Here is a 25,281-nt window from a genome sequence, read left to right as displayed (position 1 = left end):
ATATTCAATGTTTAGTGACAATAGCGAAGAGGTCACACCTGTTCCCATGCCGAACACAGCAGTTAAGCTCTTCAGCGCCGATGGTAGTTGGGGCCTTGCCCCTGCAAGAGTAGGACGTCGCTATGCAAACAAAAAAGAAAACCTTTCATGAAGAATTCACTTCAAGAAAGGTTTTCTTTTTTGTTATCATTGTTGTATTTGCGAGATGAAGAAAAATCCGCTTTGTATTACCTGTTAATCAGTGGATATTTTAACTATTCTATCACTGATTATTAGCCAAAAAGGATGAACCGTCGGGTTGATAACGTCCGTTACTCCTGTATAAATGAACTTTGATTTCTTTTTCTTTTGAATAATCGGGAGTTTTACGAACGGTTGCTAGGGGATTACCTATTGAATTTAGCTAAGGGATTACCTATTGAATTTAAATGATTAAGTAAACGGATAATATCCTGCAGCAGCTACTTGATCTGCAATGTAACGATATCCCGTACGATTAGGGTGTAGACGGTCGATCGATAGTAATTCTGGACGGTATCGAAATATTGGTGAGATATCGACAAAATGAACCAGCTTATTATTACAGAGTGAACGTACTTTGTTATTGAATTGATTTACCCAATAATTGCTATAGTGTAGATTTGGGTATGGATTATAGACACCAATGATTCGAATGAAGTATGGAGAGACATACTTAGTTTTTAAAGATTGTATTTCAGCAAGAATTATTTTTAAATTGTGATACACGTTATCAATCGTCCCCTGGAAAAGTTGGAAGTTACTTGATTTATGAATCAATCGGTTTGTATCTAATAAATCCATTCCGCCTATCGTAATTGTAATCATATTAGCATTTGCGATTTTTTTTCTTACATAAGTATCAGTTTTTATTAATGCTACGAGCTCCTTACTTCTCATACCATTCTTCGCAAAAATAGCTACGAGTATTCGATTGTTTAAAGTTCTTTCTGATAACGATGCATATCGCTTCACAAATCCGCGTGATAATCCCGCACCACTGCCGACTGTTAACGAATCACCTAAAGCTACATAGTTTAAACTCTTGCTCATTCATTCACCTCCCCATACTTAAAATAGTATATGAATAACTTATAATGGCTGTATGGTTTAGTAACCGGATTATAACAGCTTTTTTGTTATCAATAAACCTAGCAATCATGAGAAATGCATAAGACTTACAATTTCCCCCTTAATCGTTTAAAAACAATCAGATAGTTAAAACCTAAAACCCCAGTTTTTTATGATAAAATAATTTTATCCTGGAGCAACCGTCCGTAAGACTCCCACTTCAAAAAAACGAGAAAATCAAGTGGTTTAGGTGGGAGTAACGGACGCTAGCATCCCGAATGGTTCAAGGGCCTTTAGGTCATCCTTTAGGACTAACAATCAGTGGGGAATACCTAAAAGCCCCCCCACTGATTGAAGTTTCACTTTATTCTGTCCGTTATATTTTGATAAACAATGTCGAAGGTGGGAGCTCTATGATTATAAAACAAGCAACTATTTATACAGAAGATGATACTTTTGTTGGGGATCTCTTCATTAAAGAAGGAAAAATAGCCGGAATATATCCTAAAAGAACTCCAAATAACTTCGTTGATTCAGAACAGATCGATGGAAAAGGTCTTCATCTGATTCCTGGTTTTATTGATACTCACATTCATGGAACGCATGGCGTTGATGTCATGGATGGGACGATCGAAGCCTTAGATAAGATGGCGAAATCATTAGTAGCAGAAGGTACAACGAGTTTCCTCGCGACAACGATTACGCAATCGCGTGAAAAGATTGATAAAGCTCTCCGTGCCGCCGCTAATTATCAAATGAAAGACAAAAGAGCAGAATTATTAGGTGTTCACTTAGAAGGGCCATTTCTTGATCTAGCAAAAGCAGGTGCTCAGCCAGCTGAATTTATCATAAAGCCAGATCTTGAATTATTTCATCATTGGCAAAAACTTTCGAAAGGTAAAATCAAGACTATTACGATGGCACCAGAACATGATCCAAATGGTGTATTCATTCAAGCACTACGGAAAATAGGGGTTAATGTGTCTGCTGGACACACCAATATGAATTTTTCACAAACAAAAGTAGCCCTTCAACATGGGGTGAACCAGTTGACGCATTTATGTAATGCTATGAACGGGATTCACCACCGAGATTTGGGACCTGTTGGTGTTGCTTTTTTAACAGAGGATATCATGGCAGAAATCATTGCGGATGGCATTCATCTTGATCAAAATATGTTAGAACTGATTTATCAGAATATCGGTAGTGAGCGGTTGTTATTGATTACAGATAGTATGCGAGCCAAAGGACTCGAACCGGGTGAGTATGATTTAGGAGAACAAAAGGTTCATGTGTTTCAAGATCGTACGGTTTTAAGTGACGGGACGCTGGCAGGGAGTATCTTATCCATGATTGATGCTGCAACAAGGATGATGCGTGTACCTGGTGTCTGTTTGCGAGATGTTATGAATATGGCGTCAGTAAATCCTGCCCGTCAACTTCAAGTGTTTGACCGGAAAGGGTCCATTGCAATAGGAAAAGATGCCGATCTACTCCTTGTTGATCAAGATCTACAACTTCAATACACTTTTTGTCGTGGGGAAATTGCTTTTCAAATGAGATAGTTTTTACTGTTTTCAAACCGGATTATTGGACATCAATGTTCGTGACAAGATAGGATGTATATATATAAGAGGAATTGTTTAATAAATAGAAAGGATGAAAACGATGAAGATTCTTGTAGTTGGAGCAAATGGTCAAGTTGGGAAGCATCTTGTTCAATTCATTCAAAAGAGTGATTATGAAGTGAGGTCGATGATTCGAAAAGAAGAGCAAGCTGAATACTTTAAAGATCTAGGTGCGGAGACAGCACTTGTTGATTTAGAGCAAGATGTTGAAGCGATCGCTAAAGCAGCTGACGGAGTAGATGTTATTGTGTTTGCTGCTGGTTCAGGTCCGAAGACTGGGAAAGATAAGACGATTATGGTTGACTTGGATGGTGCGGTAAAAACAATTGAAGCAGCGAAAACAGCTGGTGTGAAACGATTTATTATGGTGAGTTCATTTGATACAACTCGAGAGGCAATTCAAGAGGCACCTGAATCATTTGCACCGTATGTGGCCGCTAAACACTATGCTGATGAATGGTTAAAAGCAACAGATTTAGATTATACAATTATTCACCCAGGTGGACTTACGAATGACAAAGGAACAGGGAAAGTGTCTGCTGCTGAAAAAGTAGAACGAGGAGAGATTCCACGTGAGGATGTTGCCTCGGTTATTTTCCATAGCATAAAAAATAGTGACACGATCAAAAAAGAATTTCAGATTGTATCGGGAAACACACCAGTAGACGAGGCAGTTGAATCATTGTAAAAGAGGAAACAATAAGACTAATGATTGGAACAAGAAAATACCACAAAGAAGAAGTAATAAGCCTCCTAAATTATGTGCTAGGAGGTTTATTACTTTCCTTATTATTTAGAGAAGGATAAGAGCTATCATACTACTGGAAATACAGAGAATGCTTTAAGTTCTCGAACGACTCTGGAAATTGGTAATCCTACCACATTATAATAATCCCCAACCATTTGTTTAACAAAAATAGCGCCGATACTCTGAATTCCATATCCGCCAGCTTTATCATAAGGATCAGTAGTAGGGATATACCAATTGATTTCATCTTCAGATAATGGCCAAAATTTAACTTTTGTTTGTTCAACAAATACAACCTCTTTTTCAGAAGAACGAATCATCACACCAGTATAGACCTCATGTTCTTCTCCGCTTAATGATGTGATCATCTTCTTAGCTTCTTCACTGTTTTTTGGTTTTTCGAAAATATTTTGTTGAAAAGATACAACAGTATCTGCAGATAAAATTACTTCATCCGCGTGTTTGATGGGTACATTTCGGCCCTTAAGTGTTGCTAATTGTTTTACTTTTTCTAGTGGATCTTTGTTTGTCACTAGTGTCTCATCTAAAGAAGAAACTGTCACTTGGTGAGGAAGATTTACTTGTTTTAGTAGTGCTTGTCTTCTTGGTGACGAGGAAGCTAAAATAAGTTTATTTGCCATGAATATTCCTCCTGATGTAAGAATGAATGGTTAGTTGAAACTTCCCTCGTTTAATATGTGCTTACTATAGAAGGTTATCCCTACTCTAAAGTGGTGTTTCGACAAAAACCGACGGGTGACAGGCACCACAGGATTTTTTTCAATAACATTTTTTGCACGTGGGTGTCTAGGATGCCTTCTTTTGTGTGTGCTGGTGTGAGGCAACAAACTTTACCGTTTTCGAAGTTATGCTGCCATCCTGCGATCGATTCTCCTTCTGTGGAGGTACTTGTTAAAAACACATTTGTTTGCTCTTTCTGACAATGCACCATATAATGCTCGTCTTCTATGGTGAAACTTGTGTCCTTATTATGGTAGGTTATTGCTTGCATGCCAGGTGAATGGTACTTGAAATAGCCTTTAAGCATTTGAGTATAGTTTCCATCTGTTGGATAGAGTGCCATGCCAGCGTGCCAAGCAAGAATGCTTCCACCCGTTTTGACATAATCAACGATCGCATTTTCTATTTCTTCGTTCATCCATGTATTTATCACCCCATCTTCCGGGTTTAGTCGGTTTTCTTTATTAAGAATGAACAAATCTGGCTGCTCTTTAAGCCTGCTAATAAGCTCTTCGGTGACAATAATTTGAACGTCAAGTTCCGTTTCAATGGGAGAGAGAGCAGTCTCTAATCCTTCTTGAATAGCATCCTTGTGATGATAATAATCTCCTAATAGTGCAACGATTTTTTTCATTTTCATTTACCTCCTATGGATCGTTATTCTTTAGTGAAGACCACTGTTCAATATTTATTTCCATATCATTAACTTGGATTTCCTCTTTCTCTTTAATAGCTGTCTTCGTTTTCAACCGGTAAAAAACTTCTACATTAATCATAATACAAATACATAAACAAATCTAACGTGAGCAAAGTAACTACATGGTGTATAACCCTCCACCGCCATTATCTAGGTCTAGTCAATGCGTGACAGACAAATTGTAGGGGTAGATAATCGCACAAAAATAGAAAAATCATTGTAAGATAAGTTAACAAATGAATTGAAACTATTTGAAATCAGCTTATATTAAAGGTATGAACCATTCCTTTTACAGCTTTCCCAAACGAATAAGGTGGTTTTTAGTGTCTAGCTTCAACGCCTTGGTTAGTTTAATAAAAAGATCAGGGCGTTGGGCAATTTTTTTATTTTAGATAAAATCTCAAACAAATGACAAGACCAATATGTTCAACGAAGATCGTTTATGGAATAAGGGAGGTAAATTCTATGCCACAACTAAATGAGTTTACGTATTCGAGTCGCTTTTCAGATTCCATCCCTATAGTGGGATCCGCTTTTACTAAAAACCAACAAGATGCTATTCCTCTTTCCTTTGGTTTTCCAGCACCAGAGACCTTCCCAATTCAACCGATCATTGATGCAACCACCTATAGTTTAATGACAGACGGAGACAGAGCGCTTCAGTACACTGGTGGGGATGGTAAGAAAAAAATCGCACAGTGGATTGTAGATCGATCTAAGTTGCGTTCCATTGAAACAAGTGCAGAAAATGTCCTTGTGACTACAGGTTCGATGCAAGCAATTGATCTAGCTGTAAGGACATTAACAGATGAAAATGACGAAGTGTGGATAGAAGCTCCTACCTTTTTTGGTGCAGTACGAATTTTTCAATTAGCAGGAGTTCGTTTACGTTCCTTTCCCGTCGATCAAAATGGAGTCGATGTAGACGCAATAGAAAAGGAACTGATTGATGCAACAAACAATCATCAGCCTTTGCCCAAAATGATTTATGTCATGCCAAATTATCATAATCCTACAGGAGTTAATTTATCACTAGAGCGCCGCAAAAAGCTTGCAGCACTTGCTTATCGATATAACTTTTTCATTTTAGAGGATGATGCATACGTTGATTTGAACTTCTCTAATATTTACGTACCGGCAATCTACCATTATGCACCGGAGCGGGTTATTTATTTAAGTACCTTTTCAAAATTAATCGCTCCAAGTATTCGCATGGGGTGGGCGATTGGCAATGATTCCGTAATACAGAAAATGCATTTATTAAAAGTAGATGGAACGACAAGTGCTTTCGTACAAGAGATTGTAGCAAATGTATTAGAAAAAATGAATGTTGAAACACATATCTCTTCGATAACACAATTATACCGAGAACGTTGTGAAGCAATGATTTCTGCCGTGTTAAATTATTTTGGTGATGAAGTTACATTTGTTGTACCTAAAGGCGGCTTCTTTTTATGGTTAACTTTTCCTTTAGGTGTCAATACAAGCCATCTTGTTCAAGCGTGTGTGGATAAAGGTGTCAACTTTATTGCGGGTGAATATTTTTATGAAGGATGTTTGGAGTTTAATCATCTCCGTTTATGTTTTACGTTTTGTGACGAAAAAAAGATTGATGAAGGTATAAAAAAAATTGCAGAAGTTTATTTTGCAAACAAAAACTTACAATTATTTCAGGAGGCTGAATAGATGACGATGACAAAGATTAAAACCCACCAAATAACGCCATCCATATATTTTAGAAGCTCCATTTCCGATCAGCATTTACAAAAGTTGCGAGGAATTAGTGAGAGAGTGATTGTTGATCCTTGGGAAATGGGAGAGACAGAACCAGAACCAAGTGCAGATCTTTCCGATTGTAACATCATTTTCACGTTAGGTTTGACTGATGATCTTTCTATTTTGAAAAAAGCACCCAATGTAAAATGGGTACAATCGCATAGTGTGGGTGTGGATGCAATGCTCCATGAAGAGACGATCAATCAAGACATTATTATTACGAATGCACGTGGATGTACCTCGATTCCGATTGCAGAGCATACGATTGCGATGATTACTAGTTTTGCCAAACAAGTACCAACATTGCTAAAACATAAGCAACAACAAAATTGGGAAAAGGCAATGGTAAAAGATTTATCGGGCTCAACCATTGCTATTATCGGCTATGGTCAAATCGGTTCAGAGATCGCTAAACGTTGTAAAGCATTTGATATGCATGTGGTTGGGTGTCGAAGAAATCCTTCCCAAAATAATCCTGAAAACGATTATGCAGATTTGATCGTTGGTATGGATCAGGTCAATGATGTGTTAGGAAAAGCCGATTTTGTCGTATTAGCTTTGCCGGCAACGGAAGAGACGGATGATTTCTTAGATCGTGAGCGTTTGAAGGTTATGAAACCAGGAAGTGTGTTGATCAACGTTGGTCGAGGAAATGCAGTAGTCGAACCTGATTTGGTAGAGAGTTTACGAGCTGGCCATCTTGCTGGAGCTGCACTGGATGTTTTTGATGTGGAGCCATTACCGGATGAGCACCCATTTTGGCATATGGATAACGTGATTATCTCCCCACACCAAGCATATCTTTCTCCAAAAAATACAGATCGAATTATTGATTTGTTTTATCAAAATATCAAAAGATTTATCGCAGGAGATCCACTACTTAATGTGGTGAATAAAGTTAAGGGCTACTAATTATTTTCTTAGCAATAGACCGTCCGATGAAGAAGGATGGTCTATTTTTTGTTTGTTTTTATCACCTAAGAATAGCATCAAGCAATCGAACGTGGTAATCTTAGGATGGTTAGTTAGCTAAAGGGTGTGAGTAGAAATGAATCCAATTCTTGTCGTAGATGATGATGCACATATTCGTAAATTGATGAGATTGTATCTGGAAGACAGTAATTTTACCGTTATGGAAGCTGGCGATGGTAAAACCGCTTTGCATGTACTTGAAAAAAATGCAATTGATTTAGTAATTGTCGATGTGATGATGCCAGAAGTTGATGGTATAGAGTTAACGAGAGATATACGCAGTTTCTTAGATATTCCGATTTTGATGGTGACAGCAAAAAGTGAGTCACAAGATAAAGTAAAAGGCTTTCAAGCTGGAACGGACGATTATCTTGTTAAACCATTTGATCCTGTTGAATTGATTTTACGTGTTAAGGCACTGTTGAAACGATATAATGTCGTTTCCGAACAAATTAATCAAATTGGTGATGTGACGATTAATCTGGAATGCCTAACTGTCGAAGAGAATGGTCAAACCATTGATTTAAAACGAAAAGAATGTCAACTATTACTCGAGTTATCTCATGCTCCAGGAAAAATTTTAACAAGAACACAACTAATCGAAAAAATCTGGGGATTTGATTATCAAGGAGATGAACGCACGGTCGATGTCCATATAAAGAGGCTACGAGAAAAATTAACCCCGATAGATTCCCTCCACATCCGGACGGTTCGAGGATTAGGATATCGTTTGGAGGTTGTGAAGTAGATGGCACGAAGTTTGTATTTGAAATTTGTCTTTACTTTCATTTCGGGTGTAATGGTTAGTCTGTTTGCTTCATACTTCATTGCGACGGTTTTTTTTCATGATAATATAGTTTATCAAGATCGAATGGAGTCAACCACCAATCATGTGATTGAATTGCTGGATATCGTTGAAGGTGAACAGCTTCCTCGGTTGCTAGAATTGTTGGATGATTTATCGGTAGATGCTGTCTTGTTAAACGAGTCGTACCAAACGTACACAGATAGCATGTCGATTGAATGGATTACGGATGAAATGATCTACGCCATTCGTAATCAAGCAGCAGAAAAGACGCTCACCTTTCCTGTTGAACAACACCCTTCGATTCGATTAGTGGGAACGATGATTGAATTTGAAGGGCAACAACAATATTTATTTATTATCATTGACTTTGAACAAGAATTACTAGCGTTTCAAACGATTATTTTTCTTGTTTTATTACTGGTTTTGTTGATTGGTAGTATTTTTATTGCCTTAGTATCTCGCTATTTTGTTTCGAGTATACAGTCGGTAACTAATGCAGCAGGGCAATTGGCTACCGGAGATTTTACGGTGCGATTAAAAACTAATAAAAAAGATGAAATCGGAAAGTTGACGAAAAGTTTTAATCAACTTGCTACTTCGTTATCGAATATGGAGAAGGTGCGCGAAGATTTTGTAAGTAATGTATCTCATGAAATTCAGTCTCCTTTAACTTCCATTAAAGGATATACACGTGCTTTAAAAGATGGTTTAGTTGCAGCAGAAGAGCAGAAAGAATATTTAGAGGTTATTTATCAAGAAACGGACCGCTTGTCTCGTTTAAGCGATAACCTTTTGAAAATGGCTTCTTTAGATTCTGAACACCACCCATACCATCCCGATCATTATCGTTTAGATGAACAATTACGAAGAGCTGTATTGGCAACAGAACCTCTCTGGCAAGAAAAAGAGATGAAGATGGAATTGCGATTAACCCAACAAAGGATTTACGCGGACCAAGATTTGTTTGAGCAAGTTTGGTTAAACTTAATAACAAATGCCATTAAATACAGTGAACCGTTTGGTAAAGTTATTATCGACTTAGATCGTGAAGATATGAATGTAAAAGTAAAGATTACCGATGAAGGGATCGGTATTCCTAAAGAGGAATTGCCATATATTTTCGATCGCTTTTACAAAGTAGATAAAGCGAGAAGTAGTGAGACAAAGGGCAATGGTCTTGGATTATCGATCGTGAAAAAAATAGTAACTTTACATCAGGCATCTATTGATGTGGAGAGTAAAATAGAGGAAGGGTCTTGTTTTATCGTCACCATTCCCTATACTGAATCAAAAAAATAGTAGTGCTAGTTCATATTTAGTTCATAATTTTCATTTATAATAAGGGGGTATCATTCAATAAAGCGAGGTGGATCAGTTGTTACTGACTTGTCACTTAAGGTTGATTGAAGACAAATATCTCCTTAAAATGAAAGAAAAGCAAGTACAAAAATCGTTACATCAGTTCGCGGAAGAATTACAAAAAGAAGGTGTACATGCATCCGTATGTACCCGCATAAAATAAAGATAAAGGTAGGTTGAGACAATGTTTTTTTTCTATCATCCAGTTATGGATTTATTGATTTTTGCAGCATTAGGATTGGCGCTTTGGGCGCAATCAAAAGTACAATCGAATTTTCAAAAATGGTCCAGAGTAGGTGCTAGTTCTCGCATGACAGGCTTGCAAGTGGCTAGAAGAATTTTAGATAATAACGGTTTACACGATGTAACAATTGAACAGTCAAGAAACGGAACTTTGTCTGATCATTATGACCCAAGAAGTAAGACAGTTCGTTTATCTAGTCCTGTTTACAGTGGTGCATCGATTGCTTCGCTTGCTGTTGCTGCACATGAAGTTGGTCATGCGATTCAACATCATCAAGGTTATGTGATGTTGAAAATTCGTAGCGGTGTATTTCCAGCTGCTCAACTTGGTTCGAGAATGGCACCGATCTTATTTATTGCAGGTTTTTTATTGTCTATTGATAGTCCATTAGGGAGCAACTTAATTGGAATTGGAATTGGTTTGTTTGCGGCTGCAGTATTGTTCCAAGTTGTTACACTGCCAGTGGAGTTCGATGCAAGTAGTAGAGCGAAAAAAGAATTAGTTTCCTTAGGTTTAATTGAAAATCGGGAAGAAAAAGGGATTAGTAATGTATTAAGTGCTGCTGCATTAACATATGTTGCTAGTACATTAATGGCTGTTTTACAGTTACTTAAATTCATTATGATTTTCCGAGGTGGAAATAGACGATAAAGGAAACTTCAATCAGTGGGGGGTTTTTAGGTATTCCCCCACTGATTGTTAGCCCTAAAGGCCCTTGAACCATTCGGGGTGCTAGTGTCTGTTACTCCCACTTAAACCACTTGATATTCTCGTTGTTTTCAAGGTGAGTCTTACGGACGGTTGCTCCGGGACAAATTGAGGTGATCGATCATTTGTGAAAAGATATAATCTATCGGTGAAAAGAATTATATTTGGATTGATTGGTAGTTATCTTTTATATGTACTACTTACTGCAGTTGTGTTATTTGGCTTTTATTCTCCAGATATACAAGCAACTGTTTTTGAACAAGAATCTGCTTATGAATATTTTCGATCAAAGGATCGTGTTGCATTGGTTGATGATGGCGTAAAAGCAGGAATGGCACGATTGCATGTAATAGAAAATGCAACTAGCTCGTTAGATATTTCCTATTATTCCATGCAAGGTGGAGACTCAGTCCCTGTATTTTTTTCAACCATCATTGACGCGGCAGATCGTGGTGTGGAAGTGCAAATCTTGTTGGACGGGATTTTTCATAATTTACGAGGAAAAGACAGGGATATGATCTATGCTGTAGAAAAGCACCCTAACATTGAATTACGCTTTTATGAAACTTTGGACATATTGCGTCCTTGGACATGGCATAATCGTTTGCATGATAAGTTCATCATTGCTGATCAAGAAGTAGCTTTAATCGGGGGAAGAAATATTGGAGATAAATATTTTGCTTCTGATGGGTATCAAGATGCAGTGTTTGATCGAGATGTGATGATTAAGAGAACAAGCGAGATCGAAGCGAATCAGATTAGTGCAATTGACGAGATGATTCATTATTTCCAGCTTGTTTGGGAACACGAATATACGGCCCCTGCAACGAATAATCTTCGAAATAGACAAGTGAAAAAAGCAGAGAACAGCTTGGAAAAACTTCGTGAAACATATATATTATGGCAGGAGAACAAACCTTTAGCATATCAAGAAACTATCGACTGGGGAAAAATGTTTCACCCGACGAATGGAGTTTACTTCGTTCATAATTCTCTAGAACGTGGACATAAGGAGCCTAACGTTTGGATCGAATTGGTTAGGTTAATGGAACAAGCGGAAGATTCGATTTTTCTACAGAGTCCCTATATTATTCCAACGGATAATATGATCCGTTTTTTAAATGTGGAAAACGTGACGGCTGATGACATAACATTGCTAACGAACTCTTTAGCAGCAACGCCTAATATCGTTGCTCATTCAGGGTATCGAAATCATCGCAAGGATTTAGCTGGACGTGACTTAAATTTATATGAATATCAAGGTCCTAATGATTCTGTTCACACAAAGTCGATGGTATTTGATAAACAGATTAGTGCAGTTGGTTCTTTTAATTTGGATGCAAGAAGTACTTTTTTAAACACGGAGTCGATGGTGTTTATAGATAGTGAATCCTTTGCTCATGAGTTGATAGAAAAACAAGAACAAACAATTCTTCCAAATAGTTTACCAGTTTCACCGACTGGTGATTATCACCCTGAGTACGAAGAGATGGCTGCACCTGTATCTTCGTTCAAGCGAGGACTAGCATTTGTCACAACCATCCTTGTTCAGTTTTTCGAATTTTTGTTATAGAGGAAGCGATGAGTTGGATTTTCACTTTTATTTAAATAGTCGGATTCAAAAATTTATACAACCTGAAAAACAGCATTTCATTATAGGAGTGCTGTTTTGGTTTGCATTTTTTCGGGAATAGATAAAGATAATTCAGAGGATGGCTTTTACTTCTAAAATAATGCGAGCATTTTTAAAAGAATGCGAATAAATCCCGGAGAATGCGAACAAATTGGAAAAGATGCGAATAAATCTCGGAGAATGCGAGGAAATCCCAAAAATCGACGAGGTATTTTAAACAGATTTATAATTAGAAGACATCTGTTACAGAGGCAATCAATGAGGTGGGTGATTTCAGGGAGAAAAACGAGGGCATAGTAGCTCAAGAACATGGTGCGGCAACAGTCGCTCAGTTTAGTTTTACAAAAATAAATGAAGATTCTAGTGTCTTGTCCAAACCGGAAAGTGACAGGGTAATTCTCTTTGCGATTGAATCAAATCATCATTATCTCGGAGTTCAGATGATTTGCAATGTATTTCAAATTTATGGTGTTCAACTGAGGTTCAAATCGATTTCGATACATTTATTAAAGTTGCTGACTAGGAGATGTACCAGTATAAAGAACAATATAAGAAGGAAAGAGAAAAGCCTCAATAACGTACCTATTGTCTTTCTCTGATTGGTAGTATATCCAATGAGTAGCTTTTTGCACACTTAATTGTTAAAATAGTTTTTAAACAAAAGGGGGATGAATGAAATGTTCGCGTTAGCATTAAAAGAGATCCGTTTCTTTAAAGTGAAATATACGTTAATTGGTTTTATCCTATTCTTAATCGCGGCACTTGTTTTTATTGTTAGTGGACTAGCGAGGGGATTAGCGTTTGATACAGCAGTTGCTATGGAAGAGATGGATGCAGAAAGATTTTATTTAGAAACAGATGCAGACGAACAATTAGTACGGTCTCGATTTATGTTATCTGATTTAGAGGAAGAGATCGATAGAGAAGCGGGCTGGGAGCCGTTGTTATTGCATCGAATTCGCTTGGATCTCGTAGATAGCGATTTTCGAGAAAACGTTACATTGGTACCAGTCGATCCTGATAGTTTTGTTTACCCTGGTGTAGTAACCGGCGAATCTATTGAATCATCAACGGACCTGTATATTGTTGTTGACGAGTCATTACAGGCCGATGGGGTGGAGGTTGGAGATCAACTATATAATGAAGAATCAGAACTTCAATTAACCGTTGTTGGTTTTGCTGAAAATCAAATGTATAGCCATATGCCTCTTGCTTACATAGCTGAAGATGCATTTGCTTCGATGGAAATCGTTCCCGATTCTGTTGCGAATGCGATTCTACTACAAGAGTCAGATGAAGAATTAGAAGCGAGAATTGAAAATATCATATCAGGCGGTAATTGGTTAACAAAAGATGCGGTTGTACAGGCAACACCTGGTTATTCAGCACAACAAAGCTCGTTAATGATGATGATTGCCTTCTTAATTATTATCGCAGTCTTTGTTTTGGCATCGTTTTTCTATATCATAACCATCCAAAAAATAAATCAATTTGGTGTGTTAAAAGCCATTGGTGCCAAAAATAGCTTCCTTGTTGGAGCTACTGTTTTACAAGTGTTTTCTTTGGCGGTAATAAGTATAGGGGTTGCGATAGCATTTACCGTGTTTGTTCAGATGAACCTACCTCCGGGAATGCCATTTGTTTTTGATCTGTCCTTACTATTTGTTTATTCAGGTATTCTGTTAACTGTCTCGTTGCTAGGGGCATTGCTGTCTAGTGTAAAAATTGTAAAAGTTGATCCACAGCAAGCAATGGGGAGGGCTGAATAATGACAAATCAAGCGCCGTTAGAACTCGCTAATATTACGAAGCGCTATAAAGATGGGGACCAGTATATTGAAGTGATAAAAGACTTATCTTTTCATGTTCACAAAGGTGAATTTGTCGCAGTTATCGGTCCTTCTGGATCAGGTAAAAGTACATTCCTATCGATTGCGGGAGCATTATTGAGTCCTGATGAGGGCAAAGTATTGGTCAATGGCGAGGATATCGCAACCTATCCAGATAAAGCAAAAGCTGATGTTCGTTTACGTACGATAGGCTATATTTTTCAATCTGCCAACCTAGTTCCATACTTACGAGCCAAAGATCAATTGAAATTGGTGAGTGAAATGGCTGGTAAGTGGAGTAAAACGAATGAAAAGAGAGTAAAAGATTTATTGAATGGAGTAGGCTTATCGAGTAGGAACAATCATTTCCCGCATCAACTATCAGGTGGGGAGAAACAGCGGGTAGCGATTGCACGTGCATTTATGAATGAACCAGATATTATTTTAGCAGACGAACCAACAGCAAATTTAGATGGTGATCGAAGTACCGAGATTGTGGAACTGATTGCAAAAGAAGTGAAAGACAAAGAGAAGGCAGCCGTAATGGTTACCCATGATGAAAATCTGTTGAAATACTGTGATCGTATTTATCGGCTAGCAGATGGTCAATTAACATTAGAAAAATAATAGCAAAAGACGCTTTTCAGATTTGTTGTGAAAAGCGTCTTTGTTTATTTTGTTAAGTACTAGGTACATATTGTCGTTTTCATACTGCATTTCTATTATTTCTATTATAACAGTTGAGAAACATTTAAGAAAAGTCAAAGGATGCCGATATAATAAGAAATTATATAAAATAGAGGAGTTGGCCTACGTATGGATGTGGGAAGGTTACTTTCCGGGTCCCAGCTTATGCATAAGTCAGAACAGCTAGAAGTAACTACAACAACTGCAGGCGAACGATCCAGACAACAAACAATTACAAACACAAAACAGTCAAACGCAATCGAAACAGAGAGACGACCAGAAGTGATTAACCGCGCAGAAATAGAAAGCATGGTAGAAGGTTTAAATGAATTTTTGGAACCGATAAATACCTCGATAAAATTTGAATTGCATGATAGACTAGAGAAATATTATGTTACGGTAGTAGATTCAGCTACTGAGGAAATTATTCGAGAGATTCCTCCAAAGCAAATGCTAGATATGTACGCAGCAATGGCGGAGTATATGGGATTAATTGTTGATGAAAAAATATAGAAATATTTATTTAGTAAGGAGTGTACCACGATGAGGATAGGTGGATTAGCAACGGGAATGGATATTGACGGAATTGTTGAAGATTTAATGGCAGCAGAACGCATTCCATTAGATAAGATGGAACAAGACAAAACGAGGTTAGAATGGCAACGTGACGCATATCGTGATGTCAATGCGATGTTTCTTGAGCTAGACAGTATAATGTATGATATGAGACTGAGCAGTGCATACAATGCAAAAACAACGACATCTACACAACCGAATGCAGTTACGGCAACAGCTACTTCCAGTGTAGAACCAGGGAGTTATAGTATTGAAGTTACACAGTTGGCAACGAATGCTATTAATGTAAGTCAACAAGGGATCTCCGGTGCGGGAAACAAAATTGATCCTACAGCGCCATTAAAAGATATAATTGGAGAAGATGGACCAGTCAACTTTCAAAAAAAGATTACCTTCAAAACATATCACAATGGTGATGAACCACCACATGAAATTGAAATCCAAGAAGGGGATTCTCTAAATAGTATTTTAAGAAGAATTACTAACCAGAATAATGGTGTTCGAGCTTTTTATGACGCCAATTCTGATAAAGTAATTATGGAGCGTACAGGTACTGGAAATTATAATCCTGATGGTCCTGAAATTGATTTTGATGTAGATGATAGCGGTTTTTTTGATTTCTTAAACTTAGACTTAGAAAAAGAAACAGGTGGAGAAGATGCGAAATTCAGGTATAATAATGCAGTTGATTTAACATCAAAAACCAATTCTGCTACGTTAAACGGAATCACTTTCAACTTCACCAATAAAATGGATTCGCCGGCATTTGTGACAATTGCCAATGATACGGATAAAGCTGTGGATAATATTATGAATTTTGTTAATAAATATAACGAAATTGTAGAAAAAGCGAATGGTAAACTGACAGAACCACGTAACCGTGATTATCCACCATTAACAGAAGCGCAAAGAAATGAAATGAGCGAATCGGAAATTGAACGTTGGGAAGAGCAAGCCAAAAGTGGCTTGTTACGAAGTGATCCTATTCTTACCAGCGCTTTAAGTCAGATGCGTCAGAATTGGTCTTCTGTTGTTAAAAATGAAGGAGCTTTTACACATATATCACAAATTGGGATTAGTACTACCTCGAATTACATGGATGGTGGTAAATTAGAAGTCGATGAAGATAAGCTGAGACAGGCACTTGAAGATGATGCTAGATCAGTGCAAAGATTATTTTCTAATAGTGTTGAGGGTGAAGGAAGAGGTATCATTAATCGGTTAGATAATACGGGTGATCGTACCACAGCGAGGATTCGTGAACAAGCGGGTAGAAGTACTTCTACATTAGAACAGTATTCATTAGGTAGAAGGTTAAAGGAAATTGATACACGAATGACTGCATTTCAAGCGAGATTACAACAAGTGGAAACTCGTTACTGGAGTCAATTCACGAGAATGGAACAAGCAATCCAACGAATGAATGATCAATCCAATTATATGTTTCAACAATTTAATGGTGGTTTTTAATGTTTTAAAAGGAGTGGCAAAATGGCACAACAACAATACCAAGCGTATAAGAATAATTCAGTGAATACAGCTTCCCCTGGAGAATTGACGTTAATGCTCTATAATGGTTGTTTGAAATTCATCAAATATGCGAAAAAAGGTATGGAAACAGAAGATTTTCAAATGAAAAACACGAATATACAAAAAGCGCAAAGAATTATTCAAGAATTAATGGTAACTTTAGATCCTAAAGCTGAAATATCCAAACAAATGATGCCATTGTATGATTATATTCATCATACCTTGATGAATGCCAATATTAAAAATGATGTTGCAAGTCTAGATGAAGCTTACGGCATGGTTGAAGAATTTCGAGACACTTGGAAAGAAGTTTTAAGGCAAACACGAAAACAACAACACGGACAAGGTGCGAGAGCTTAATGGAGCGGATGGAGCAATTAAAAACAATTACCTATGAGCTAAGAGAATGCGTGAGTGAATCGTTTTCTACAAATGATCGAGAAAAAAAAATGGATGAAATGAATCAATTGTTAGAGAAACGAGCGCATATATTAGAGAGTATAGAGCCTCCATATACAGAAGAAGAACAAGCGATAGGTAAGGAACTACTCCCAATTGATGCAGAAATAACAGAAAAAATGAATGCTATTTTTTCAAACATTAAACAAGAGATTCGATCTGTGAAGAAGCAAAAAACATTAAATAAACAATACACGAACCCGTACATTAATGTAGTTACGAATGACGGAACATATTGGGACAAGAAGAAATAAAAACCTGATCTATTGATCAGGTTTTTTCCATCAAACATTGTAATAAACTTAGAATGCGCTCCTAAAAGTTATTAATGATATTAACATAAAGAAAAGAAGAATGCCATGGATCGATGTCCCGATAATACTGGTTGTTAGACCTGCAATAGCCATGCCCCTGCCCCCTTGTTCGGTGGCAGTAATCTCTTTCAATGAACGATTTGCAAGGACGATACCAATAATACCTAGTACCACACCTAACCATACAATAATAATTGATAAGATTCCAATAACCATTGAAGCAATAGCTTTTCCGTTTGTTGGTGGTGCTGGTCGATATTGTTGCGTTTCCATTTTAGAATCACCTTTTCATTAAAATATGTGATTTCATTATAGCATGCTTTTGTAATAATATTCATTAATATTGAATAACCTAATAGATATCTAATCAAGTAATGAAGTATCATTTTATCCCGGAGCAACCGTCCGTAAGACTCCCACTTCAAAACAACAAGAAAAACAAGTTGTTTAAGTGGGAGTAACGGACGCTAGCACCCCGAATGGTTCAAAGGCCTTTTAGGTCATCCTTTAGGGCTAACAATCAGTGGGGGAATACCTAAAAACCCCCACTGATTGAAGTTTCACTTTATAAAAATATTTTTCTGTTTTTGGTTTATTCCTATTAAGAAAAGGGTATAAAGTATTATAGATATAGAAAGGAGGACACTTTTATGAAATATAACATTAGAGGTGAAAACGTTGAGGTGACAGGAGCAATAAAAGAGTATGTGGAGAAAAAGATTAGCAAGCTAGAACGTTATTTTGACACCCCTCCAACGTCAGATGTCAATGTGAATTTAAGTGTCTATAATGAAGAGCAAGAAATTGAGGTTACGATTCCAATGCCGAACTTATTACTAAGAGCGGAGGAAAAGCATACAGATTTGTATGCAGCAATTGATTTAGTAGTAGATAAGTTAGAACGACAAATTAGAAAATATAAAACCAAAATCAATCGAAGAATCCGTCAAAAAGGTGCTCCAAAACATGTTTTTGCTGAAATGGAAGATGAAACATTAGACTATGACGAAGAAGATGGTTTAGAAATTGTTCGTACGAAACGATTCGATCTAAAACCAATGGATTCAGAGGAAGCAATTTTACAAATGGATATGCTAGGTCACAACTTCTTTGTATTTACCAATGCAGAATCTGGAGATACCAATGTAGTTTACCGAAGAAATGACGGAAAATATGCCTTAATTGAACCGAATTAAAAAATAAATAATCTTACATAGAGACCATCGCAATGCAAGTTTGCGATGGTCTCTTAGCATAAAGAACCATTTTACTTAAGACAAAAATTTGATACCACTATTACGTATAAGGAAGGATTATGTTTCTAACAATGCTAGGAGATCATGCTTTAGTTATGTCCATTGGATTGGTTTTGATTGTGAAAAAATGCCTCGATAGTAAATGCCGCCATTCCTACTGCTGAAGAATGAAATTTAGGCTCTGCAAACTGAATTTTTAGCTCTTCTTGATGAAAACCAATCGTATGCTTCTGTATATATTTTTCGATGACAGGGCGAATCCACCGCTCCGCTCGAATAAATTGATTCCCAATAATAACAAGTTCAGGATTAAAGATATTGATACAGTTAGTTAATCCCATTCCTATATATTCAGCAATGTTCTCAAATAAATGAATGGTTGAGTGATCCCCGTTACTAGCATACTCAATTAATCGATCAAATGGAGCAAGTTCATTTGGGGAGATGATTTCCAATTGTATTGCTTTCTCGATTAATGCTTGTTCAGAAGCATATCTTTCCCAGCAACCGACGTTACCACAGCGACAAGCGATCCCATCATTGTCAATCGTCATATGACCAATTTCCCCAGCGAACCCATGTAAACCACTATATAATTCTCCATTTAATATTAATCCCATCCCAATACCATTTCCAATACTTGCATAAATCATGTGATTAGCTGTCTGGCCAGAACCGAATTTCATTTCTCCATAAGCTCCTGCGTTTGCTTCATTTTCAATGATTACAGGGGTAGAAAAATAATTTTCTAATACTTGTTTCAATTGAATTCTTTTCCAGTCAAGGTTAGGGGCAAGTAAAACTTCTCCTTGTTTGCTGACTACACCAGGCACTCCAATGCCAATTCCGATAATTCCATAAGTACTTGTTGGAGCAGCAGCATGAAGTTTGGTGATGAACTCAATTAATTTAGGAAGAACAGCATTGAATTCTTTTTTCTGGAAATGTATCCGTTCTTCTAAAACGATATCTCCAGTTAAATCGGTTAACAACCCCCAAATATAACCAACACCTAAATCGATTGAAAGGGTATAGCCAGCTCGACGATTAAATAGTAACATGACAGGCCTTCTACCACCACTGGACTCACCAGGACCAGATTCATGAATAAAATCCTCTTCAATAAGTTCACTTACCAACGACGATACCGTTCCTTTATTTAATCCGGTAAGTTGAGCAACATTTGCTCGAGATAAAGGGGTATTTGCTTTGACAGTTTCTAATACAAGCATTTTGTTTTCTTTTTTTATGATCTGTTGATTCCACGTTTGATTCACGATTACTCACTCTTTCTCCCTTGTTATCTGACGGAAACCGTTTATAAGATTCCCCTCAGTAGTTGTTAAAGTGGGAAGGGAACTAACGGTTGCGTTCGACGTTATTTTTTTGTTCAGGTTAAATTACTATTAATGTAACATAAAAAAGAAAAGATTACTATAAACTTAGTTTGTCCGCTAGACAAACTAAGTTTAACTTGCTATAATTTTATTAAAGCTAAGCAAATGCTTGCTAAATTAGAAGGGGGTTATTTTAATGACTTATTTTGAAAGCGTTAAACAAATTAATTTTGAAGGAATAGACTCAAAGAATCCTTTGGCATTTAAATTTTATAATCCAACGGAAAAAATCAATGGTCAAACAATGGAAGAGTTTTTGCGATTCGGTGTTGCGTATTGGCATACGTTAACTCAGGATTTATCGGATCCATTTGGAGCAGGAACGGCGATCCGACCTTGGGATCACTTGACTGGAATGGATCAAGCAAAAGCAAGAGTGGAAGCAGCTTTTGAATTTTTTGAAAAACTGGGAGTGAAGTATTTTTGTTTTCATGATGTTGACATTGCACCAGAAGGAAACAGTCTGCGAGAATCATATAAAAATTTAGACACTATCGTTTCAATGATAAAAGGTTATATGAAAGATAGTGGTGTGAAATTATTATGGAATACTGCGAATAACTTTACACACCCACGATTTGTTCATGGAGCGGCATCTTCTAATCATGCAGATGTCTTTGCTTATGCTGCAGCTAAGGTGAAAAAAGGATTGGAGATTGGGAAAGAATTAGGTGGAGAAAATTATGTGTTTTGGGGTGGACGTGAAGGTTATGAAACTTTGTTAAACACGGATTTAAAACTGGAACAAGACAATCTAGCGCGTTTTTTCCAAATGGCAGTAGACTATGCGCGGGAAATTGACTTTGATGCACAGTTTTTAATTGAGCCAAAACCAAAAGAACCAACGACGCACCAATATGATTTTGATAGTCAGTCTACCCACGCTTTTTTACTTAATTATGGATTGCAAGATCACTTCAAGCTAAACATTGAAGCGAACCACGCTACTTTAGCTGGTCATACATTTGAACATGAATTACGCTATGCGCGAGTAAATGGTATGTTAGGTTCCGTAGATGCAAACCAAGGAGATCCTTTATTAGGTTGGGATACTGATGAGTTTCCAACAGACTTATATTCTACCGTACTAGCAATGTATGAAATCATTAAAAATGGTGGTTTAGGTTCAGGAGGTTTAAATTTTGATGCCAAAGTGCGCAGAGGTTCCTTTGAAGCAGAAGATTTATTCCATGCACATATTGCTGGAATGGACAGCTTTGCTATCGGGTATAAGGTAGCGCAAAAAATGATTGATGATCAAGTATTTGAGTCCATACTAGCAGACCGTTACCATACATTTAGTGAGGGAATCGGCTTGGATATAGTGAATGGAGCAACAGATTTTAAAAAATTAGAAGCACACGCATTATCGTTAGGGGAAATTAAACATCAGTCTGGCCGATTAGAAGTTATTAAAGCAACTATTAACCAGTACTTATTTAAAGCAATTGCAAATCAATAAAGTGAAACTTCAATCAGTGGGGAGGATAAAAACCTCACTGATTGAATTTCCCCTTATTCATTAAGGGTAATGTAAAAGAGTCGGTATGTTGAGCTTTTTTTGGAAAACTATAATGGAACCGCAAAGCAATGGACGAAGCGATTTTTCTCTTAGGAAGAGGTGTACAGATGAAGTATGTAATGGGTGTTGACTTAGGTACCAGTGCGGTAAAGGTGTTACTGGTAAACGAGAACGGTGAGGTAGTGGATCAAGAAGCCAAAGATTATCCATTATTGCAACCAAAAGCTGGATATAGCGAACAAGAACCAGAGCAATGGTTTACCCAGACCATATTAGCTATGAAAGAATTAACCAAGCGATTTGATGGAGAGATTACATTAATAGAAGGAATTAGCTTCTCTGGACAAATGCACGGTTTGGTTTTATTGGATCAAACAAATACTCCACTTCGTCCAGCGATTTTATGGAACGATACGAGAACTACTAAACAATGCGAGACAATCTATCAAAAAGTAGGTAAAGAACGTTATATCGAAATAACGAAAAATTTGGCATTAGAGGGATTCACTCTACCAAAAATCATTTGGGTAAAAGAAAATGAACCAGACCTTTTTGCTAAAGCTACAACGTTTTTATTACCAAAAGATTATTTACGTTATCGTCTGACCAAACAGTTAGCTATGGATTATTCTGATGCCGCCGGAACTGGTTTATTGGATGTAGCGGCTAAAGATTGGAGTGCGGAGATTTGTGCTACAGTTGATATTCCACAATCACTTTGTCCTCCATTAGTTGAATCAAGTGAGAAAGTAGGAACAATCATTCCTGAGTTAGCAGCTAGCATCGGATTGTCTAGCAAGACAAAAGTGTTTGCGGGTGGAGCAGATAATGCTTGTGGTGCAATTGGGTCAGGCATCTTATCAGAGGGGAAAACGTTTGCCAGCATTGGAACTTCGGGTGTTGTGTTATCTTATGAACCGAGTGGAGAAAAAGATTATGAGGGGAAAGTGCATTACTTCAATCATGGCGAGAAGGATGCATATTACGCAATGGGTGTGACATTATCAGCAGGTCATAGTCTTTCGTGGTTTAGAGATACTTTTGCGTCAGGTTTATCGTTTGAAGCATTGTTAGCTGATATAGCTTCTGTCCCTATTGGTGCAAACGGGTTGTTATTCACGCCATACCTTGTTGGTGAACGAACACCACATGCCGATGCGACGATTCGGGCTAGTTTTATTGGAATGGACACGACTCATCGACTAGTCGATTTCACGCGTGCGGTTTTAGAAGGAATAACCTTTTCGCTTCAAGAATCCATTGAAATATTTCGTGAAAAAGGTAAACAGATTGATACTGTTTATTCCATTGGTGGTGGAGCAAAAAATCCGGTTTGGTTACAAATGCAAGCAGACATTTTTAATGCAAAAATTGTTCGACTGAAAAGTGAACAAGGACCAGGAATGGGAGCAGCAATGTTGGCAGCCCTTGGTTGCGGTTGGTTCTCGACACTACAAGCATGTGCAGATCATTTTTTAATGGAGGCAGATGTATACGAACCAATTCCAGATCATGTGAAAAAATATCAATCATTGTATCAGCTGTATCGTCAAGTTTATCAACAAACGAAAGAGCTAAACCAAAACTTAATGTCCTTCCGATAAAATCGTCTAATTTGTATTTCCTTTTTGATAAGGAAAAGCTGGATCTGATAAACGAATGATTATATAAATATGCCTTTGATGAGCCTGTTTCCCTTTTGGGAAGCAGGCTCAAATTATATAATCAATGTGTGAGTATAAAGAGCGAACCGAGAGTTTTTTTTGCTCGTCTGAGTAGATAAAATGGTGAATTAGCGAGCAAGGTTAACAGAAACTCCATTAGCTGGTTGTGCCCCAGTAAGTTGTGTTATACTAGCACTCTCCCATTTTTGAAAACATTTTAAACAATGTTGTATACGAGGGGAAATTCTATAATTAGAATGTTGGGAACTAACATCTCGCATGGTACAACGAATATTTGTGGAGGAATAGCGACCAGTCTTCTGGATTGAAATTACTTCCATATTCTCACGGATATAATAATTGTTGAAAAATTCACCATAGCGTGTAAAATGATTGGAGATCAAGTTTTAGCGGGTTCACTTAATGGATGCATTCTATTCAGTTGCAAGACCATGATATTAACTCTTTGAAACACTGGTTACTGATTTAAAAGATTTACGTAACATAGAAAGTACCATAAAGAAAACCAAAAAAAAGGTGTACAAATCTCGAAGAAAAAAACTATACTTACCAGCATGATGGTAAGTGTTTTCCCATACTAGAATAAAAAAAGGGGTGCAGTTATATGGGGTTGGGGTTGCGTTTGCGAGATGCTTTACAGGGGATGTCACGAAAAGAAAAACTCGATTATATTTGGGAGTATTATAAGATCCATATTGTTGGTACAATAGCTTTTCTATTTTTTGTCGTCTTTATTATTGGAGGGGCTTTCAGATCCGAACCTGAAGTGTTGGGAATAACAGTAGTTAGCGAAGCGGATGATGAAGAAATTAGAGCAATAGAGCAAGAAATGTATGAATTCGTTTTCGATGATTTTGACTTGTATTTTGAGCATGTATACCATGAAAGTGGTCTGTTAGAAAATAACCCTTACGAAATGACGGAGAGAATGTTTATTAGTCTTACGTTAGGTCAAATTGATCTTTTCGTTACAAATGTTGCTTTTATTGAGCAGCTAATTAATGAAGACATTTTTGTACCAATAACGGATAAAATTGATGTTTCTAGATTTGAAGAAGCGGGACATGAATTACTTATTGTTGATGAGGAAATTTATGCGATCAGTGCGAAAGAAATGTTTCCCTTTAAGGAACATGAAACGTTTGAATCCAGTTATATTTTCTTCCCTGCCACCGGAAGAAATTGGGATCGTGTGGAACTCGTTTTGGATGCTTTAAATGAGCAATAATTTCATCAGAAACATTTTCAATGTTTGATTTGCTGACTTAGCTACTAAGATGCAATAGTTAACGATGGTATTCGAATCGCTGAATTAGTTGATAAAAATGAATTCCCATCTTGCTATAGTATCATGGTGGCTCCCTAAGAGATAGAGCAGAATCTGCTAGACAAGTAATAAAGCAACTGAATCATCCAAATGTAAAACGGTATTGGCAACCAGAGGTAGGAGCCTTGCAAAAGCAACGATTATAACGTATTGAAGGCAATTTTGGACTATATGTATTTCATACCAGTTGATTTTTTTAAAAAATGATGATGAGTAGTACAAACTATGAAATCATGTGCACTAATCATTGTATTGTACCCTTTCGTAGCTTAATTTATCACTAGAGAAACATTCTTG

Annotated in this window: 23 protein-coding genes and 1 rRNA gene; 19 read left to right on the top strand and 5 right to left on the bottom strand. The window is 37.1% G+C overall.

Features of this window, described 5'->3' with window-relative positions; translation table 11 throughout:
• Nucleotides 1–10 precede the first annotated feature (10 nt).
• Nucleotides 11–126, top strand: a 5S ribosomal RNA gene (gene rrf / locus OWO01_RS13145).
• 306 nt (nucleotides 127–432) lie between these two features.
• Here rrf and OWO01_RS13140 read toward each other — a convergent pair.
• Complete coding sequence (locus OWO01_RS13140; RefSeq protein ID WP_268780922.1) at nucleotides 433–1,071, bottom strand: GDSL-type esterase/lipase family protein; 639 nt, start codon at nucleotides 1,069–1,071, stop codon at nucleotides 433–435.
• A gap of 431 nt (nucleotides 1,072–1,502) precedes the next feature.
• On the opposite strand from OWO01_RS13140, the gene nagA reads away from it, so the two are divergent.
• Nucleotides 1,503–2,654, top strand: coding sequence for an N-acetylglucosamine-6-phosphate deacetylase (gene nagA / locus OWO01_RS13135; RefSeq protein WP_268780921.1), 1,152 nt, complete (start codon nucleotides 1,503–1,505; stop codon nucleotides 2,652–2,654).
• Nucleotides 2,655–2,757: 103 nt separating this feature from the next.
• Nucleotides 2,758–3,405, top strand: coding sequence for an SDR family oxidoreductase (locus tag OWO01_RS13130; protein ID WP_268780920.1), 648 nt, complete (start codon nucleotides 2,758–2,760; stop codon nucleotides 3,403–3,405).
• 125 nt (nucleotides 3,406–3,530) lie between these two features.
• On the opposite strand, the gene OWO01_RS13125 is transcribed toward OWO01_RS13130, so the two are convergent.
• Together OWO01_RS13125 and OWO01_RS13120 are read right to left on the bottom strand one after the other, a co-directional pair.
• Entirely contained in the window at nucleotides 3,531–4,106 is a 576-nt protein-coding gene (locus OWO01_RS13125; protein WP_268780919.1) for a Maf family protein, read from the bottom strand.
• An 80-nt stretch (nucleotides 4,107–4,186) separates the two neighbouring features.
• A complete protein-coding gene (locus tag OWO01_RS13120) occupies nucleotides 4,187–4,840 on the bottom strand; it encodes a ThuA domain-containing protein (RefSeq protein WP_268780918.1) in 654 nt (217 codons plus the stop codon).
• Nucleotides 4,841–5,368: 528 nt separating this feature from the next.
• On the opposite strand from OWO01_RS13120, the gene OWO01_RS13115 reads away from it, so the two are divergent.
• From OWO01_RS13115 to OWO01_RS13060, 12 genes are all read left to right on the top strand, one after another.
• A complete protein-coding gene (locus OWO01_RS13115) occupies nucleotides 5,369–6,589 on the top strand; it encodes an aminotransferase-like domain-containing protein (RefSeq protein WP_268780917.1) in 1,221 nt (406 codons plus the stop codon).
• Nucleotides 6,590–7,591 (top strand): D-2-hydroxyacid dehydrogenase, encoded by a 1,002-nt coding sequence (locus tag OWO01_RS13110; RefSeq protein WP_268780916.1) that lies wholly within the window; start codon nucleotides 6,590–6,592, stop codon nucleotides 7,589–7,591. It begins immediately after the preceding gene.
• 136 nt (nucleotides 7,592–7,727) lie between these two features.
• The gene (locus OWO01_RS13105; RefSeq protein WP_268780915.1) at nucleotides 7,728–8,399 is read left to right on the top strand and encodes a response regulator transcription factor; all 672 of its coding nucleotides are present in this window, start codon (nucleotides 7,728–7,730) and stop codon (nucleotides 8,397–8,399) included.
• Nucleotides 8,400–9,758, top strand: coding sequence for a sensor histidine kinase (locus tag OWO01_RS13100; protein ID WP_268780914.1), 1,359 nt, complete (start codon nucleotides 8,400–8,402; stop codon nucleotides 9,756–9,758).
• 244 nt (nucleotides 9,759–10,002) lie between these two features.
• Nucleotides 10,003–10,713 (top strand): zinc metallopeptidase, encoded by a 711-nt coding sequence (locus OWO01_RS13095; protein ID WP_268780913.1) that lies wholly within the window; start codon nucleotides 10,003–10,005, stop codon nucleotides 10,711–10,713.
• A gap of 184 nt (nucleotides 10,714–10,897) precedes the next feature.
• Nucleotides 10,898–12,343, top strand: a complete 1,446-nt coding sequence (locus OWO01_RS13090; protein ID WP_268780912.1) for a phospholipase D-like domain-containing protein — start codon at nucleotides 10,898–10,900, stop codon at nucleotides 12,341–12,343.
• A 737-nt stretch (nucleotides 12,344–13,080) separates the two neighbouring features.
• Complete coding sequence (locus OWO01_RS13085; protein ID WP_268780911.1) at nucleotides 13,081–14,172, top strand: ABC transporter permease; 1,092 nt, start codon at nucleotides 13,081–13,083, stop codon at nucleotides 14,170–14,172.
• Nucleotides 14,172–14,858, top strand: coding sequence for an ABC transporter ATP-binding protein (locus OWO01_RS13080; RefSeq protein ID WP_268780910.1), 687 nt, complete (start codon nucleotides 14,172–14,174; stop codon nucleotides 14,856–14,858). The genes OWO01_RS13085 and OWO01_RS13080 overlap by 1 nt, the downstream gene beginning before the upstream one ends.
• A 189-nt stretch (nucleotides 14,859–15,047) precedes the next feature.
• Complete coding sequence (gene flaG / locus OWO01_RS13075; RefSeq protein ID WP_268780909.1) at nucleotides 15,048–15,431, top strand: flagellar protein FlaG; 384 nt, start codon at nucleotides 15,048–15,050, stop codon at nucleotides 15,429–15,431.
• A gap of 30 nt (nucleotides 15,432–15,461) precedes the next feature.
• Nucleotides 15,462–16,964, top strand: a complete 1,503-nt coding sequence (locus OWO01_RS13070) for a flagellar hook-associated protein 2 (RefSeq protein ID WP_268780908.1) — start codon at nucleotides 15,462–15,464, stop codon at nucleotides 16,962–16,964.
• Between the two features lie 21 nt (nucleotides 16,965–16,985).
• The gene (gene fliS / locus OWO01_RS13065; protein ID WP_268780907.1) at nucleotides 16,986–17,384 is read left to right on the top strand and encodes a flagellar export chaperone FliS; all 399 of its coding nucleotides are present in this window, start codon (nucleotides 16,986–16,988) and stop codon (nucleotides 17,382–17,384) included.
• Entirely contained in the window at nucleotides 17,384–17,737 is a 354-nt protein-coding gene (locus OWO01_RS13060) for a flagellar protein FliT (protein ID WP_268780906.1), read from the top strand. Before fliS ends, OWO01_RS13060 begins: the two co-directional genes overlap by 1 nt.
• Before the next feature lie 48 nt (nucleotides 17,738–17,785).
• Here OWO01_RS13060 and OWO01_RS13055 read toward each other — a convergent pair whose 3' ends face one another.
• A complete protein-coding gene (locus OWO01_RS13055; protein ID WP_268780905.1) occupies nucleotides 17,786–18,070 on the bottom strand; it encodes a DUF4190 domain-containing protein in 285 nt (94 codons plus the stop codon).
• Nucleotides 18,071–18,447: 377 nt separating this feature from the next.
• Here OWO01_RS13055 and hpf point away from each other — a divergent pair, with 377 nt between their 5' ends.
• Entirely contained in the window at nucleotides 18,448–18,993 is a 546-nt protein-coding gene (gene hpf / locus OWO01_RS13050) for a ribosome hibernation-promoting factor, HPF/YfiA family (protein WP_268780904.1), read from the top strand.
• 149 nt (nucleotides 18,994–19,142) lie between these two features.
• On the opposite strand, the gene OWO01_RS13045 is transcribed toward hpf, so the two are convergent.
• Nucleotides 19,143–20,330 carry an ROK family transcriptional regulator gene (locus OWO01_RS13045; protein ID WP_268780903.1) on the bottom strand — a complete coding sequence of 396 codons (1,188 nt, stop codon included), beginning with the start codon at nucleotides 20,328–20,330 and terminating at the stop codon, nucleotides 19,143–19,145.
• Nucleotides 20,331–20,586: 256 nt separating this feature from the next.
• Between OWO01_RS13045 and xylA the strand changes: the two genes are divergently transcribed.
• The 3 genes from xylA to OWO01_RS13030 all read left to right on the top strand — a co-directional run bounded on the left by xylA (nucleotide 20,587) and on the right by OWO01_RS13030 (nucleotide 24,885).
• On the top strand, nucleotides 20,587–21,912 hold the full coding sequence (gene xylA / locus OWO01_RS13040) for a xylose isomerase (RefSeq protein ID WP_268780902.1): 1,326 nt from the start codon (nucleotides 20,587–20,589) through the stop codon (nucleotides 21,910–21,912).
• Nucleotides 21,913–22,079: 167 nt separating this feature from the next.
• Entirely contained in the window at nucleotides 22,080–23,576 is a 1,497-nt protein-coding gene (xylB, locus tag OWO01_RS13035; RefSeq protein WP_268780901.1) for a xylulokinase, read from the top strand.
• Between the two features lie 685 nt (nucleotides 23,577–24,261).
• Nucleotides 24,262–24,885, top strand: a complete 624-nt coding sequence (locus tag OWO01_RS13030) for a hypothetical protein (RefSeq protein ID WP_268780900.1) — start codon at nucleotides 24,262–24,264, stop codon at nucleotides 24,883–24,885.
• Nucleotides 24,886–25,281: the final 396 nt, after the last annotated feature.

Origin of the sequence: Natronobacillus azotifigens (assembly GCF_026805325.1) — a bacterium.
Taxonomy (GTDB): Bacteria; Bacillota; Bacilli; order Bacillales; family Amphibacillaceae; genus Natronobacillus; species Natronobacillus azotifigens.
The sequence above is the reverse complement of the archived record's forward strand: the minus strand, read 5'-3'. Positions and strand labels throughout refer to the sequence as shown.

What these genes read in the sequence shown, in the direction of transcription:
- OWO01_RS13140 (WP_268780922.1), bottom strand. Translation starts at nt 1,071, where the DNA reads ATGAGCAAGAGTTTAAACTATGTAGCTTTAGGTGATTCGTTAACAGTC.
- nagA (WP_268780921.1), top strand. Translation starts at nt 1,503, where the DNA reads ATGATTATAAAACAAGCAACTATTTATACAGAAGATGATACTTTTGTT.
- OWO01_RS13130 (WP_268780920.1), top strand. Translation starts at nt 2,758, where the DNA reads ATGAAGATTCTTGTAGTTGGAGCAAATGGTCAAGTTGGGAAGCATCTT.
- OWO01_RS13125 (WP_268780919.1), bottom strand. Translation starts at nt 4,106, where the DNA reads ATGGCAAATAAACTTATTTTAGCTTCCTCGTCACCAAGAAGACAAGCA.
- OWO01_RS13120 (WP_268780918.1), bottom strand. Translation starts at nt 4,840, where the DNA reads ATGAAAAAAATCGTTGCACTATTAGGAGATTATTATCATCACAAGGAT.
- OWO01_RS13115 (WP_268780917.1), top strand. Translation starts at nt 5,369, where the DNA reads ATGCCACAACTAAATGAGTTTACGTATTCGAGTCGCTTTTCAGATTCC.
- OWO01_RS13110 (WP_268780916.1), top strand. Translation starts at nt 6,590, where the DNA reads ATGACGATGACAAAGATTAAAACCCACCAAATAACGCCATCCATATAT.
- OWO01_RS13105 (WP_268780915.1), top strand. Translation starts at nt 7,728, where the DNA reads ATGAATCCAATTCTTGTCGTAGATGATGATGCACATATTCGTAAATTG.
- OWO01_RS13100 (WP_268780914.1), top strand. Translation starts at nt 8,400, where the DNA reads ATGGCACGAAGTTTGTATTTGAAATTTGTCTTTACTTTCATTTCGGGT.
- OWO01_RS13095 (WP_268780913.1), top strand. Translation starts at nt 10,003, where the DNA reads ATGTTTTTTTTCTATCATCCAGTTATGGATTTATTGATTTTTGCAGCA.
- OWO01_RS13085 (WP_268780911.1), top strand. Translation starts at nt 13,081, where the DNA reads ATGTTCGCGTTAGCATTAAAAGAGATCCGTTTCTTTAAAGTGAAATAT.
- OWO01_RS13080 (WP_268780910.1), top strand. Translation starts at nt 14,172, where the DNA reads ATGACAAATCAAGCGCCGTTAGAACTCGCTAATATTACGAAGCGCTAT.
- flaG (WP_268780909.1), top strand. Translation starts at nt 15,048, where the DNA reads ATGGATGTGGGAAGGTTACTTTCCGGGTCCCAGCTTATGCATAAGTCA.
- OWO01_RS13070 (WP_268780908.1), top strand. Translation starts at nt 15,462, where the DNA reads ATGAGGATAGGTGGATTAGCAACGGGAATGGATATTGACGGAATTGTT.
- fliS (WP_268780907.1), top strand. Translation starts at nt 16,986, where the DNA reads ATGGCACAACAACAATACCAAGCGTATAAGAATAATTCAGTGAATACA.
- OWO01_RS13060 (WP_268780906.1), top strand. Translation starts at nt 17,384, where the DNA reads ATGGAGCGGATGGAGCAATTAAAAACAATTACCTATGAGCTAAGAGAA.
- OWO01_RS13055 (WP_268780905.1), bottom strand. Translation starts at nt 18,070, where the DNA reads ATGGAAACGCAACAATATCGACCAGCACCACCAACAAACGGAAAAGCT.
- hpf (WP_268780904.1), top strand. Translation starts at nt 18,448, where the DNA reads ATGAAATATAACATTAGAGGTGAAAACGTTGAGGTGACAGGAGCAATA.
- xylA (WP_268780902.1), top strand. Translation starts at nt 20,587, where the DNA reads ATGACTTATTTTGAAAGCGTTAAACAAATTAATTTTGAAGGAATAGAC.
- xylB (WP_268780901.1), top strand. Translation starts at nt 22,080, where the DNA reads ATGAAGTATGTAATGGGTGTTGACTTAGGTACCAGTGCGGTAAAGGTG.
- OWO01_RS13030 (WP_268780900.1), top strand. Translation starts at nt 24,262, where the DNA reads ATGGGGTTGGGGTTGCGTTTGCGAGATGCTTTACAGGGGATGTCACGA.